Source organism: Undibacterium sp. Ji83W (assembly GCF_049340385.1).
In the GTDB taxonomy this organism is placed as follows: Bacteria; Pseudomonadota; Gammaproteobacteria; order Burkholderiales; family Burkholderiaceae_D; genus Undibacterium.
In genome coordinates this window covers 165962-180453 of sequence record NZ_JBMPOZ010000003.1, presented here as the reverse complement: position 1 = coordinate 180453, position 14492 = coordinate 165962, and the positions used below count along the sequence as shown (strand labels likewise).

12 protein-coding genes are annotated in these 14492 nt (G+C 51.4%); 6 read left to right on the top strand and 6 right to left on the bottom strand.

Annotation, left to right across the window (positions count from 1 at the left end; translation table 11 throughout):
* Positions 1 to 4: 4 nt before the first annotated feature.
* The 3 genes from ACO0LD_RS07535 to uvrA all read right to left on the bottom strand — a co-directional run bounded on the left by ACO0LD_RS07535 (position 5) and on the right by uvrA (position 4798).
* Positions 5 to 1108, bottom strand: a complete 1104-nt coding sequence (locus tag ACO0LD_RS07535) for a patatin-like phospholipase family protein (protein ID WP_423005301.1) — start codon at positions 1106 to 1108, stop codon at positions 5 to 7.
* A complete protein-coding gene (gene pth, locus ACO0LD_RS07530) occupies positions 1105 to 1677 on the bottom strand; it encodes an aminoacyl-tRNA hydrolase (RefSeq protein WP_162043524.1) in 573 nt (190 codons plus the stop codon). The genes ACO0LD_RS07535 and pth overlap by 4 nt, the downstream gene beginning before the upstream one ends.
* Positions 1678 to 1858: 181 nt before the next feature.
* Complete coding sequence (gene uvrA / locus ACO0LD_RS07525) at positions 1859 to 4798, bottom strand: excinuclease ABC subunit UvrA (RefSeq protein WP_423005299.1); 2940 nt, start codon at positions 4796 to 4798, stop codon at positions 1859 to 1861.
* Positions 4799 to 4988: 190 nt separating this feature from the next.
* On the opposite strand from uvrA, the gene ACO0LD_RS07520 reads away from it, so the two are divergent.
* The 3 genes from ACO0LD_RS07520 (at position 4989) to ACO0LD_RS07510 (ending at position 9160) form a co-directional block, all read left to right on the top strand.
* The gene (locus ACO0LD_RS07520) at positions 4989 to 6173 is read left to right on the top strand and encodes an MFS transporter (RefSeq protein WP_423005899.1); all 1185 of its coding nucleotides are present in this window, start codon (positions 4989 to 4991) and stop codon (positions 6171 to 6173) included.
* A gap of 34 nt (positions 6174 to 6207) precedes the next feature.
* A complete protein-coding gene (gene ssb, locus ACO0LD_RS07515; protein WP_423005297.1) occupies positions 6208 to 6708 on the top strand; it encodes a single-stranded DNA-binding protein in 501 nt (166 codons plus the stop codon).
* A gap of 1696 nt (positions 6709 to 8404) precedes the next feature.
* Positions 8405 to 9160, top strand: a complete 756-nt coding sequence (locus ACO0LD_RS07510; protein WP_423005295.1) for an autoinducer binding domain-containing protein — start codon at positions 8405 to 8407, stop codon at positions 9158 to 9160.
* A gap of 87 nt (positions 9161 to 9247) precedes the next feature.
* Here ACO0LD_RS07510 and ACO0LD_RS07505 read toward each other — a convergent pair whose 3' ends face one another.
* The gene (locus tag ACO0LD_RS07505; protein WP_423005293.1) at positions 9248 to 9790 is read right to left on the bottom strand and encodes a DDE-type integrase/transposase/recombinase; all 543 of its coding nucleotides are present in this window, start codon (positions 9788 to 9790) and stop codon (positions 9248 to 9250) included.
* Positions 9791 to 9834: 44 nt separating this feature from the next.
* Complete coding sequence (locus ACO0LD_RS07500; RefSeq protein ID WP_423005292.1) at positions 9835 to 10056, bottom strand: hypothetical protein; 222 nt, start codon at positions 10054 to 10056, stop codon at positions 9835 to 9837.
* 47 nt (positions 10057 to 10103) lie between these two features.
* Here ACO0LD_RS07500 and ACO0LD_RS07495 point away from each other — a divergent pair, with 47 nt between their 5' ends.
* Complete coding sequence (locus tag ACO0LD_RS07495; protein WP_423005291.1) at positions 10104 to 10469, top strand: hypothetical protein; 366 nt, start codon at positions 10104 to 10106, stop codon at positions 10467 to 10469.
* Here the strand turns inward: ACO0LD_RS07495 and ACO0LD_RS07490 are convergent.
* A complete protein-coding gene (locus ACO0LD_RS07490) occupies positions 10466 to 11287 on the bottom strand; it encodes an AraC family transcriptional regulator (protein WP_423005289.1) in 822 nt (273 codons plus the stop codon). The two genes, ACO0LD_RS07495 and ACO0LD_RS07490, sit on opposite strands and share 4 nt — an antisense overlap.
* Before the next feature lie 128 nt (positions 11288 to 11415).
* Between ACO0LD_RS07490 and ACO0LD_RS07485 the strand changes: the two genes are divergently transcribed.
* Complete coding sequence (locus ACO0LD_RS07485; protein WP_423005287.1) at positions 11416 to 12852, top strand: MFS transporter; 1437 nt, start codon at positions 11416 to 11418, stop codon at positions 12850 to 12852.
* 308 nt (positions 12853 to 13160) lie between these two features.
* Positions 13161 to 14441 (top strand): efflux RND transporter periplasmic adaptor subunit, encoded by a 1281-nt coding sequence (locus ACO0LD_RS07480; protein ID WP_423005285.1) that lies wholly within the window; start codon positions 13161 to 13163, stop codon positions 14439 to 14441.
* Positions 14442 to 14492 lie beyond the last annotated feature (51 nt).

Sequence of the window (14492 nt, the reverse complement as noted above, 5' to 3'; positions counted from 1 at the left end):
CGCTTTAGAAATTCAAGGGCTGCACCAGATCAAGATTTGGCTTTTCAACAAATGCCGCAAAATCATCACGCATGCGTCCGCTTTCGCTGATTGCCAGTTTCCAGTTCTGGATGCGGAAATCGTGATTCAGTCCGTAATAAAAAAAATCTTTTCTATCCGGCAGCTTGCCACGTGTCAGCGTCTTCAGGAAAGAGGGCGATGGTGACACCATGATCACATTATCCAGCCATTGACGATTGGCACCCATGCCTGCCCTGCGCCATGGCAGTGGCTTGTCCAGCCAGCCGGGAACAATATGATCGGTAAAGTGCGGGTAGAGCACCAGGTCACCATCCTTGCTGCCAGCCACACGTGAATAGGGCAGGGCCAGGTGGTAATCGATAATGCCGCCATCCCAGTAAGTACCCACCGGTGCATGCGGGATATGCGAGACTGGTTCCATGATCAGCGGCAGGGTGCCAGAGGCCAGTAGCGACCAGCCCAGGTTATCCGTTTTCAGCGGGCAAAAGTGGGTATCAAAACCATCGAACTTCGCTTTCAGCCAGAACAGCGGATCACGCATATCACCAACTATCACGCGGTCCATATGTCTGGCCAGGCGCGAGCGCGAAGCCAGGTTGGCAAAGGTCGCTGCCACAAAACCGGCCTTGGCCTTGTGCACAGATTTAGGTGCGCTCAACAAGCCACGCCCGCGTACTGCCAGCAAATGCAATCTGTGCAATGGCTGGTTGACGACTTCTGCTTCATGCCCGCCTATGAAATCATGCAAGAGATTCTGTATCTCCCGCGTTACATATTGAGCAGAAGGTTTTTCAGGGTAACGCTGTTCGCAATACAAATCACCCAGGCGCTGGAAAGCCGCCACCGGGTCAGCATGGCTGGCCGCCGCCATGCGCCAGGCACCGATGGATGCACCAATCAGCGTGCGTTCACGCGGGGCTGTTGGCAACCATGTACCAAATATCCATTGATCCAGAGCCTGCAATATCAAGCCCTTGGGACCGCCAGCCGCTGCCGGGATGATGGCAATATCCTGCGCGCGCAAGCCATGCTCACGTAGATGTGCGTAGGCTTTGCGACCGGCATGGATTTGTATTGCTGAACTCATTTTGTCGTGTGGAGTTGCATCATCGCTTCAGGGAATTTACCTTCAACCAGCAAGGGTAACACGGCCAGGCTATTGGCTATCGCTTCGTCTATCGGCCCCTGCTCTTCCTTGCGTGGCCTGTGCAAGACAAAGTCCGCCACGCCCTGGGTTAAATTCAGGCTGCGCGGATGACCTATGCCTATGCGCAAACGCCAGTAATCCTGGGTACCGAGTGCCGCTGTAATATCCTTCAAGCCATTATGACCACCGGATGAGCCACCCAGCTTGAGCTTGGCTATGCCAGGCATGATATCAAGTTCATCATGCACCACCAGCACCTGGTCTGGCGTGATCTTGTAGAAGCGGCAGATGGCACCTACGGATTGCCCGGAGCGGTTCATGAAAGTTTGCGGCTCCAGCAACCACACCTCCTGGTTGGCGATGCGCGTCTTGCCTACCAGGGCATTGAAATTCTTGTCCCTTTGCAGGCTGGCTGGTAATTGGTCTACCAGCCAGAAGCCGGCATTGTGGCGGGTTTGTTCATATTCAGGGCCGGGATTTCCCAGGCCAACTATCAGGCGTATTGTCATTGCTAAGCAGGTATCTTGTAGTTATTGCAGAACTGATGTGCTGCGGATTGAAGCCTATTATAACCAAGCCTAAAGTACGCTCATGAAAATGCACACCACCCAACGCAACATCACAACGCAACATCAATAAAAAAGGCGCTGTTTCCTTTGCAGGAACAGCGCCTCACATCAAGGCATTACTTTATTTTGATTTCTTCAGCAGCGGTGCCAGATACTTGCCCGTCACGCTCTCAGGATTGGCCGCTACTTCTTCCGGTGTACCTGTAGCAATAATCTTGCCGCCGCCAGCACCACCTTCAGGACCAAGATCAATCAGCCAGTCAGCCGTTTTGATGACATCCAGATTATGCTCGATGATGACTACCGTATTACCCTGGTCACGCAACCTGTGTATCACCTTCAACAGCAGGGCGATATCATGGAAGTGCAAGCCAGTGGTTGGTTCATCCAGGATGTACAGGGTGCGGCCAGTATCACGTTTGGATAATTCCAGCGACAGCTTGACGCGTTGTGCTTCACCGCCCGACAGGGTAGTGGCGCTTTGCCCCAGGCGTATATAACCCAGGCCCACATCCAGCAGGGTTTGCAATTTGCGCGCAATGATAGGCACAACCTTGAAGAATTCAAATGCATCTTCTACCGTCATGCCCAGCACTTCATTGATGTTCTTGCCCTTGTAATGCACTTCCAGGGTTTCGCGGTTATAGCGCTTGCCGTGGCAGACATCGCAAGGTACATACACGTCAGGCAAGAAATGCATCTCGACCTTGATCACGCCATCACCCTGGCAGGCTTCGCAGCGACCACCCTTGACGTTGAAGGAGAAACGGCCTGCGCTATAGCCGCGTTCTTTTGCCGTTGGCACAGTTGCGAACAGATCACGTATAGGCGTGAACAAGCCAGTGTAAGTGGCAGGGTTGGAACGCGGTGTACGGCCTATCGGTGCCTGGTCGACAGAAATAACTTTATCAAAATGCTCAAGGCCGCTGACATGGTCAAATGTTGCCGGTTCAGTTTGTGAACCATACAAGTGACGCGCAGCGACGTGGTACAGCGTGTCATTCACCAGCGTTGATTTGCCTGAGCCGGATACACCGGTCACGCAAGTCAGCAAGCCCACTGGCAATTTCATCGAGACTTTTTTCAGGTTATTGCCACGCGCACCGGCAATCAGCAATTGCTTGGACGGGTCAGCCTTGCTACGTTTTTTGGGGACTGCAATTTCCAGCGCGCCACTCAAATATTGTGCAGTCAGCGAACGCGTGTTGCTCATGATGTCTTCCAGCGTACCCTGGGCGATAATTTCACCACCATGTACACCCGCACCTATACCCATGTCGACCACAAAGTCGGCGCAGCGTATCGCATCTTCATCATGCTCGACTACCAGCACGCTATTGCCAATATCGCGCAAATGCTTGAGCGTATCGATGAGTCTGTCATTGTCGCGCTGATGCAGGCCGATAGATGGTTCATCCAGTACATACATGACACCAGTCAGGCCAGAACCAATTTGCGATGCCAGACGTATGCGCTGGGCTTCGCCACCAGAGAGAGTATCAGCACTGCGTTCCAGTGACAGATAATCGAGGCCTACGTTATTCAGGAAAGTCAGGCGTGCTGTGATTTCCTTGATGATGCGGTCAGCAATATCACGTTTGGAACCGGTCAGCCTCAGGTGTTCAAAGAAGTGCAGGGTTTCGCGCAAAGGCATGGCGCTGATATCGTAAATAGCCTTCTCCTGCTTGCCTGTACCCACCTTGACATAACGTGCTTCTATACGCAGGCGCGCGCCATCGCATGACGGGCATTGTTTTTCATTGATGAACTTGGCCAGCTCTTCCTTGACGGCCATGGAATCAGTTTCGCGATAACGGCGTTGCAAATTCGTGACCACGCCTTCAAAGCTGTGTTCCTTGATGACGGTCCGGCCTTTTTCATTGATATAGGTAAACGGTATCTGCTGCTTGCCTGAACCATACAAAATGATTTGCTGGGCCGATTCCGGCAATTGTTCATATGGTGTATCAATATCAAATTCATAGTAAGCCGCCAGGTTCGACAGCATCTGGAAATAGAATTGATTGCGCCTGTCCCAGCCCTTGACCGCACCACTGGCCAGTGACAAATTAGGGAAGGCGACTATACGTTTAGGATCAAAGAATTCTATATGCCCAAGCCCATCACATTCAGGGCAGGCACCCATGGGGTTATTGAAAGAGAACAGGCGCGGTTCCAGCTCCTGCAATGAATAACCGCAAATAGGGCAGGCAAATTTGTTCGAGAATAATTGCTCATGATTGCTATCCATATCCACAATCAGGGCGCGGCCATTCGCCAGGCGCAAACAAGTCTCAAATGATTCTGCCAGTCGCTGTTTGATATCTGCCTTGACCTTGACGCGGTCTATGACCACATCTATCGTATGCTTCTCGGTCTTCTTCAGCTTTGGCAGATTATCGACTTCATAAATCTTCGCTTCATGCGTGCCGCTCTGTACGCGAAAACGTATAAAGCCCTGCGCCTGCATCTGCTCAAACAAATCCATGTGCTCACCCTTGCGGTTGGCAACCACAGGCGCGAGTATCATGAGTTTGGTATCTTCCGGCATGGCCAGCACGGCATCCACCATTTGCGATACCGATTGCGCAGCCAGCGGGTTCTCAGGATGATCAGGGCAATACGGTGTACCCACACGCGCATACAACAGACGCAGGTAATCATGTATCTCGGTGACTGTGCCAACGGTGGAGCGCGGATTATGCGAGGTGGCTTTTTGCTCGATGGAGATGGCCGGGGACAAACCCTCGATCAGATCGACGTCCGGTTTTTCCATCAATTGCAAAAACTGGCGCGCATAGGCCGACAGTGATTCTACATAGCGGCGCTGGCCTTCTGCATACAGGGTATCAAAAGCCAGTGAAGACTTGCCTGAACCAGACAGACCGGTGATGACCACCAGCTTATTGCGCGGCAGATCAATACTGATATTTTTCAGGTTATGGGTGCGTGCGCCGCGTACGCGTATCAAATCACGTTTTTGTGCCAATTGAACATCACTGGCATCAAAGTCGATTTCTGCCGGTTTGGGCGCTTTTACTGCTTTTGTGCGTGTCGTCATAATCTCTGTGCTGAATTTGGGCCGAATTTGAAGGAAGTAGGCGTGCAACCTGATACTATAACGGGTTTTGAAAATTATCGCGGGCTCGTCTTTGCTTTGCGCAAACTAAACCAGGTAGACGAGCTTCTTGAATATGACTATTGCAACATCTTCCGACGCTTCCGCACTGAGTGAGCAAGAGCCTGCGGGCATGAGCCGCGAGGAAATAAGCTCCAGTGCCTCCCTCGCTTCCATCTTTGCCTTGCGCATGCTGGGTCTGTTCCTCATCCTGCCGGTATTTGCAATTCACGCCAAGACCTTGCCTGATGGTGATAATGCCAGCCTGGTTGGTCTTGCCATGGGCATGTATGGCCTGAGCCAGGCGTTTGGGCAAATCCCGTTTGGGATAGCATCTGACAAGTTTGGCCGCAAACGCATCATCGTCATTGGCCTGTTGCTGTTTGCTATCGGCGCTTTTGTTGCAGCATCTGCAACCACCGTGGTTGGCGTCATCATTGGTCGTGGCATACAGGGTGCAGGCGCGATCTCCGCCGCCATTACCGCCCTGATTGCCGATACCACCAGAGAAGAACACCGCACCAAGGCCATGGCCATGGTCGGTGGCTCCATAGGCCTGACCTTTGCATTTTCTTTGGTGGCAGCACCCTTGCTGTATCAAAGCATAGGCATGAGTGGCATCTTTGCCCTGACCGGTGTCTTGTCACTAGTCGGTATCGCCGTTGTCTTGTTCATCACGCCAGAAGCACCAGCCATACGCCATAAACCAGTGCCCCTGTCCGTGGTCTTGAAAAATACTGAACTCATGCGCCTCAATTACGGCGTGTTTGCCCTGCACCTGACACAGATGGCCATGTTCGTCGTCGTGCCAGCGGCATTGGTGCAATATGCCGACCTGCCAGTTGCTGCGCACTGGAAAGTCTACCTGCCCGTGATGTTCGCCTCTTTCATCGCCATGCTGCCAGCGATTTTCATCGGTGAGAAATTTGGCAAGATGAAACAAGTCTTTGTTGCCGCAATCGCACTCCTGCTCGTGGTTGAGCTTGGTTTGTGGCAATACTTGCAATCTCCAGCCATGCTGGTAGGCTTGCTGTTTGCTTTTTTTATTGCCTTCAATATCCTGGAGGCATGCCAGCCATCCCTGGTATCGCGTATCGCCCCGCCAGCCGCCAAAGGTGCAGCATTGGGTGTGTATAACACCTTGCAGGCCCTGGGCCTGTTCTGTGGCGGTTTGCTGGGGGGCTGGATTAAACAGAATATGGCATCGAACTCGGTTTTCATCGTAAGTGCAGTGCTGACAGCGGTCTGGCTTATAATCGCTATCAATATGCCCAACATCCCCAAGCGCAGCAAAACTGCGGTTGCGGTCAAGGCATAAATTAATTTGTATCAGGAAAAATTAGGAGAAATACATGGCATCAGTGAACAAGGTCATTATCGTCGGCAACCTTGGGAGAGACCCGGAAACCCGTTACATGCCATCAGGCGATGCAATGACCAGCATCACCGTGGCAACCACCGATAGCTGGAAAGACAAATCCAGCGGTGAAAAGAAAGAACAGACAGAATGGCACCGCATTACCTTTTTCGGCAAACTAGCAGAAATCGCTGGTCAATACCTGAAAAAAGGTTCGCAAGTCTACGTTGAAGGCAGCCTGCGCACCCGCAAATACACCGACAAAGACGGCGTAGAAAAATACGCAACCGACATCAAGGCAGACAGCATGCAAATGCTGGGCAGCCGCCAGGGTATGGGCGGTGGCGCAGGTATGGATGATGGTGGTGGCTACGGTGGCGGCGGTGGAGGTGCACCAGCACCACGCCCACAGGCAGCCCCATCACAACAACGCCAGGCCCCAGCATCACGCCCGGCACCGAATTTCTCGGATATGGATGATGATATTCCGTTTTGACCCCGAACTTTTTTAAGATGTAAACAAGAACCCACTTCCTCTATGAGGGGTGGGTTTTTTGTTTACATGCGATCCGAAATAATTTCTAATGATGCCATTTATTTATTAACTTTTTTGGATGTAAACAATGGGGAACTCTAACGCACTTGTAGTTCGCAACCTTCTTTTTTCGTCAGGAGAGAGATTCCCAAGTTTAGTTGATCGGATTCGTGACATACCTGACTTCGATGCTACACTTTATGTGTTCGTTTGCTGGTTGAATTGACCCTGTCAGTTTGATCCACCTTCCACTTCCTGGCGAAGGCTGCCACCCGGTCATACGATCCTTCAAATCCCGGTTCTTTTAGATCCAGATGATTTGTTTTAAGCTGCGTCGCTGCTTACGATTCTTGCCAGCTTCGGTTTTAAGCCAGCTTGACAGCGGCAATGCATATTTGTCGATGCACTGGTTGTTTGTCGTTCCGCATAGGCTGGCTCTGTGACTTCAGAGCGCAGATAGTGTCGCGCGGATAGCGCCGGACAGTGTCGCGAGAGAGGCCCAGTCGTCTGGCGATCTCCCGTAATGGAACCTGGTCACGAATGTGCCAGCGTCAAATAATACCTAGTAATGCCACGTCAATCACTCCTGCCCCCTACTCATCAAGATAAGTAGGATTGTGTGCTAAACGTGGGTCACAATAGATGCAATTTATCCAGCAAAGTGTGGGGTCAATTTTCAGTGCAAATCAACAGAATCGCTTCATATGCGGGTCTGTTCGCTCAAGCGGAACTTCGTCGAACGAAAACCAACGTGCATCCCTAAACTCGCCTTCGTCAAATTTGAAGCTATGGTGTCGGTTTGCCCGCACTTTGTACCATAGCGAAACATCCGTATGTCCCGCCGTAAACCCAACAGTCGTCGTTATGGTAGCGAACAGAGGTGCCCCTATTGGATGTGGTGCTGCAAAGCCAGCCTCGCAGCTTTTTTTATGCTGACGTACGGTTCTTATTTTGCAAGCATTTGTAACCTGGCCTGATCAGGAAAAAAAATGCTTATATGGCACGAACTTGGTGCATCTGGCATTTGCCGTGCACAATTCTGCGGGGTGCAAGAGTGACAGCGCTCTCAAGCCGCTGAAATTTTTTTCTCTCCTGATAGTCCCATCATGAAAGGGCTGGTTGCTTTATTAAAAAACAACATGCGAAATTGCCTTTTTGATATGGCCGTATTTCATTATAATTAGACCAAATATAGTTATCATTTTTTAACATTTAAGCTTCACTATAGCATTCGTCGCATAAACAAAGTCGTTTTTGGAGTAAGGCATGCTTAGTTCTTATATAAATTCAGTCATGCATTTCCATAGGGAAACTAATTGCATGCAGGCAGGCTGATATTCAGCATTGCCTATACACACCTAGCCAAAGTCGCTGGCTCAGCACAATGTAGCTCCAGTATTGAGAAGCGATGATTAGTGAATGCTACAGGGCCGCCCACACCCTAGTCGGACTCAGCGATTTGTTTTTCCCGCGTACTAATGGATGACATTGGCTGGCACATCCCTGCTTTATGAGGAAATTTCCGCAGATGTCAGGCTATGTCATTACGTGGCGAAACCAAGCGTTTTGTCAGTTGTAAAAAAGTCGGGGGGACTTTTTTGGGGTACCGGGGTCACGCCCAGTTAAATATCTACTTAACATTTAATTAAGGCTCATCATGGATAACCAACATACAGCATTCAACTTGCGACACCACGGGGATTGTCTCTCACGTTACGCGCATATCATGGAGAGCAAAGATGAATCAGAAACACTTGCACAGCTGACCACGGAAGTGGCCAAGCTGGGTTTCGACCAGATCAACTTCACGCTCTTGCGTGGCATGAGCAAATCTTACGAAAACGCCTATGTTTACAGTAATCATGCAAAAGAATGGATGCATCGTTATGAGTCACAGTCTTATTGGGAAATAGACCCCGTCTTCAACCATTCAATGCAACGCAAATCACCTTTGGTGTGGAATGCCGACACCTTTGAAACACGAAGGCAACGCCACTTATATGAAGAAGCAAACATCTACGGAATATATGCCGGTATTACATTGCCGCTGGGTTCTATGGGCGCTGTCGGCATGCTGACATGCGTAACCGATTTAACGTCAGGAAAAAACATACTCAATGACGGTTTCGCCGTCTTGCCACAGCTCACCTTATTGCGCGATGTGGCATTCGATTCCCTGTCCCGCTTTATTTTGCCAGATGCCGCAAGCGAAGTACCCAAACTGAGCCGCCGGGAAAAAGAATGTCTGCAATGGCATGCTCAAGGAAAAACGTCTTGGGAAATCGGCAGTATCCTGAGTATTTCTGAAGCATGCGTTAATTACCACTTCAATAAAATACGTACTAAGTTCAATGTCACCCAAAGACATCAGGCAGTCATCAAGGCGATCATGTTAGGTTTAATCTCAGCCTGATTCATCTATTTTTAGCCTGGAGATAACCTCAACGGTTGTGTCGCAATAAGGTCGAATGGGCTAGAAAGGCGACAAGGCTCCAGAAAATTAGAATGGCAGGCTGTAAAATTGTTTAGCTTTAGATACAGATAAAGCCTGGGCTTTGGTGTCAGACTTCATCTGTCCCTTGTGAATCATATGCATGGTTTCGATACCCGCAATAATGGCCTTGGCACAAGGGAATTTCTTGAACCCCATCATGGGCCGGGTTAGTCGCTTGATAGCCCGGTGGTCTTGTTCAACGATGTTGTTAAGATACTTGCTCTGACGCATCCGAATCTCTGCACCTGTATTATTGATTATGCTGACGATAGCTGCCGTATCGACGCTGCTTTTGTCAATCGTGATCGAATCAGGTAAATCGTGTTGTCCAATGGCGCGCTCAAAGAAGCGTCTTGCCGCAGCCAGGGCGCGTTTGGCCGTGAGAAGAAAATCGATGGCTTGTCCTTCACGATCAACAATCTGACGAAAACTCAGAGGGTATGCCGCGTACCAGCGTACACAAAGCAGCATGACTTCCAACGGATAATGAAGTCGTTTGAGAACCTTGCGGAGGGTGCTTTTGATGAAGCTTTTACCAAAATCATCCATACCAATCTTTATCAGATCCGTTTATTGCGACACAACCACCTCAACTACGTCAACGCCAACCGGCGCGTTGGGCAACTGGAATAAACGGGGTAATCATGTCCATCGCCATCAAAGATATCAGCAAACCAAATATGCTTGCGGATGATACTCTCAGCGATTTCACGCAACACCTGATCAATCTCAATGACGTTGACAAAGTTGTCCATGTCAGCGGCAGCGGCTCGGCTGTCATCGTCATGACAGAGATGCCCGGTATCAGCCCGCATGTGGCGCGCTTTGCACGCAGGGCACGTGATCCTGCTTTACAGTGTACATGCCCTCGTTGTTCTGGCGCGACGGTATCGTGGCTAGTGCAGAAGAGGATGCTGCCGACCTGCAGACCGTGCGCGACCGGCTGGAAAGTGAAGACCTGAAATTCATGGCTTACCAGTTTGACGGCGACAGCTTTTGCCGCGCCCAGAGCTTTGCCGCATTTTCAGAAGCACTGAGTGAACGCTTCGTCACCAGGGTGTTACCAGACAGTGCAGCCAATCAGGACACTGCCCCTTTCTTGCAGCGCTATGTCAAAACTTCGCATAGCGTGGTGACAGCGCATCTGATTGATGGAGCGCGGCAACTGACCATGGCGGCGCGGGATCAGATATTGCAATTCTTCAGAACCAGGCTGATAGAGAGCTAGACAGACAGCCCTCTGCTCGCAAAATAGTGTGCTGGTGAATCACCAAAATTGCGCCGGAACATGGCAATAAAATTGCTGGGTGTTGCATATCCCAGAGACTCTGCTACGTTGGCAACCGGCTCACCTTGCGCCAGGCGCTCTAGTGCCTGGGTGAGCCTGGCCTGCTGACGCCATTGCGCGAAACTGGTCCCGGTTTCTGCGCGAAACAGTCTGGTAAGAGTGCGTGCTGACAAACCGGCCCAGGCTGCCCATTCTTCCAGCGTACGATCTATATCCGGTTGCTCAAAAATTGCGGTAGTAACTCTTAGCAAACGACGGTCTTGTGGCATCGGCAGATGCAAAGACTCATGCGGAGCCTGACGTATTTCGTCGAGCAATACGGCGATCAGACGTTCCTGTTCTGGTGCCAGGTCAAGTTGTCCAGACCAGGAAACGGCGCGACGCACCAGTGACCTCATCAGCTCGGTCACGCCCATCACGCAGGGCTGGTCAGGCAGGCATTTGGCCGCTTCGGGTGTGATCATGACACTCCACCCGCTCATTGCACTGTTGATGCTGACCTGATGTGCTTCGCCAGGCGGTATCCAGCCTGCGCGATTCGGTGGTGACAACCAGGATCCTCGCGGTGTGCGCATGTGTACCAGACCGCTTTCTACACAAAAAATTTGTCCGCGCAGGTGGCTGTGCCAGTCATATTCACGGGTCCCCAGGCGGAAGCCGCTTTCTGCACTGTCGTCACCCCAGACGGCGACAACAGCAGGTCCATCACTGCGTTCACTGAAATCAAAAGTGGGATTTTCTATTTTTTTTTCAGACATGGCCTGTTCTCACTATTTTTTGTCTAAACAACGTTATCAGTTTTTACATGAACTGTCCAATACTGTGCCATGTGTTAAAGCAAATATTACCTCTCAAATTTCGTCAACTAAATATTCAGGAGCTCATCATGAGTGCTTCTCCTTCTGTGCCGGCCATGTCGGTTCCCTCACTGATTCATCCGCATATTCCCTTATGGGTGGCGGTGGTCATCGCTTGCGTTTCTTCTTTTATGGTAGTGATGGATGGTGCCATCGTCAACGTTGCCCTGCCTGCCATGCAAACCGATTTGTATCTGTCCAAACTGCAATTGCAATGGGTGGTTGACGCTTATCTGTTGAGCCTGGGCGGCTTCATGCTGCTGGCCGCACGCGCGAGTGATTTGTTTGGCCGTAAAGTTATACTGCAATCGGGCCTGCTGATTTTTACCCTGGCAAGCCTGGCAGGTGGTTTTGCTGAAAATGGCACCATGCTACTGGTTTCGCGTGCGATTCAAGGGTTTGGCGCATCGGCCCTGGCTACGTCCACGCTAGCTGTGATTGTCGCCGTTTATCCTACCGGTTCGGCGAAGGCAACCGCCATATCCATGTGGGCAGCATCAAGCTCGATTGCCTCCGCGCTCGGTGTCGTGATCGGTGGCTGGCTGACTACCTCTGCCGGGTGGCGTTGGGTGATGTTTGTCAATGTTCCCATTGGTTTTGCGTTGATTCTTGGTGTCGCCACATGCATGGCGCCAGTCAAGCCAGGTACCACTCGCCCAAAACTCGATGTATGGGGCGCAGTAACGATTACCCTGGGCATGGGAGCGTTGATACTCGGTATTTCCCAAAGCGCGAATTTGGGCTGGAATTCAAGCATCGTGCTGGCTGCATTGTGCGCAGCGGCGCTATTGCTGGTCAGTTTTTTTACCATACAAGCCAAGACCGAGCAGCCATTGATACCGCTCAGTATCTTCTCTCTGCATAGCGTACGCATGGGGAATATTGTTGTACTGGGCCTGGGTGCTTCGCTGACGGCTTCCACGTTCTTCCTTTCCATTGTGCTCCAGCAGGTCGCCGGTTATAGCGCACTGGAAACCGGCCTGTCGTTGCTGCCCATGGGTATCACACTGGCCATTGCAGCAATAGTTTCGCGTCCGCTGATGGACAGTGGTTTGCGTCGCTTGCCGTTTTTTGGCGGTTTGATCAGTGCGGCCGGCCTGATCTGGCTGACCAGGGTACCTGCAACGCCAGATTACGTTATTGACGTACTTGGCCCTACATTGCTGGTCGGCCTGGGTCTGGGTCTGATGTTGATGACTTCTGCCCACACTGCGCTGGCAGGTGTGCCGCCAAAACAGGCAGGTCTGGCGTCCGGCCTGTTCAATACTTCGCGCCAGCTGGGCGCTGCACTTGGTATTGCTTGCCTGTCGACGTTGGCGCATACCATTACCCGTGATTCCGTACATCTGGACATGCCGCTGCTGGCTCAGTTACAGGGTTATCACGCTGCTTTTCTGGCGACAGCAATATTGAGTGCAATCGCTGGTTTGACTTCACTGACCTTGCGTCCTTTGGAAAAGAGTTAAGCAGGTCCATAAAAATAATAAATAAAAAATAAAAAATAAGCAGCCTGATCAGATACCGGCGTCTGCCGGCCAATTGACGGCTGCTCAGCACGACAGGGATGGATGTGTCGTTCACACCATCCTTGCCTGGCGGCTGTCGCACGTCCTTCTGATTTGCTCATCTTTGCTGCAGATCAAGAACCGTGGAAACCGCAAGGGAGGACGACATGTACCCTCCGAGCCATCAGTTAAAAAATTCCATTCCAGAGCACTCTGCGTCCGCCATGACCAGTGCTGACAAACTGTTTTTGTTAGAAAGTAAATGCATCATGGAATCCATACAATTACACCCTGTCGCCAGGGCATATCATATGCCGCATGTTGAAAATGCGCAGTTATTTCGACTATTCCGTACACTGGTCTTGCTGACCCTACCCATGCTGGGCATGTCCGCTTGCAGCAAGCATCAGGGAACTGCTGTTGCAGCAGAACATGAACCGCCGCCCGAGGTGAGCAGCATGACCATACATGCAAAGACCCTGCCGGCTGATTTTGAATATGTGGGCCAGACCGCCGGTTCACGCGAAACTGAGGTGCGGGCCCGCATTTCCGGCATCCTGCAGAATCGTCTGTACGAAGAAGGTGTAAACGTCAAGGCAGGACAGGCATTGTTCCAGATTGATCCTGGTGCTTACCAGACACAATTGGCTTCGGTCGAGGCAAACGCGGCAGTCGCTGAAGCGAAATTGAATCAGGCCAGACGCGAACTGGAACGCCTGACCCCTCTGGCGGCGGAAAAAGCCATCAGCCAGAAAGAGTTTGATGATGCCAGGTCCACACTAGAAACGGCCGAGGCCGGCACCAAGCAGTCACGTGCACAAGTGAATGAAGCAAGACTGAACCTTGGCTATACCAAGGTAATGGCGCCTATTGGTGGTGTTACCGGTGTGGCTATCAAGTCAAATGGCAGCCTGATCACACAGACAGACAGCCTGCTGACGACGATAGTACAGACTGACCCCATGTACATCAGATTCAGCGTGCCGGAATCCGATTTCCTGAAATTGAACAAGGATTTGAACAGCGGCGCACTCAGTCTTGACGGCAAACGTGCTGCCAACGGCAGTCTGGGTTTTAGCGTCAGCATCAAACTTGCGGACGGCAGCATTTATCCAGTCAGTGGAAAAATGAATTTCTCCAGCGAACGCATCAATCCGGCCACTGGCGGTTTTGACGCCCGTGCACAAGTGGCCAATCCCAATGGCAATTTGCGTCCGGGGCAATTTGTCCGGGTCATGCTCAGTGGCGCCAGTCTCAATAATGCCATTGCCATTCCGCAGCGTGCTGTACTTGATGCACCTAAAGGCAAGATGGTGCTGACGGTCGGCCCGGAGAATAAGCTGGTGCCGCGCCCGGTGGAGCTCGATGGCCTGAAAAACGGTACATGGATAGTTACCAAAGGCTTGCAGGAAGGCGACCGTATCGTTGTCGACGGCCTGTTCAAGGCAAAGCCAGGCATGGCGGTCAATCCGGTAGAGGCGACATCGATAGCAAAGACATCTTCGTCAGCGCCATCGCTGGCCGCACCGGCTGCGGGAGCAGCACGTTAATGATACGTCCTTGCCAGATTCATGCCAACTCTTCCATAACGGGATAATCCA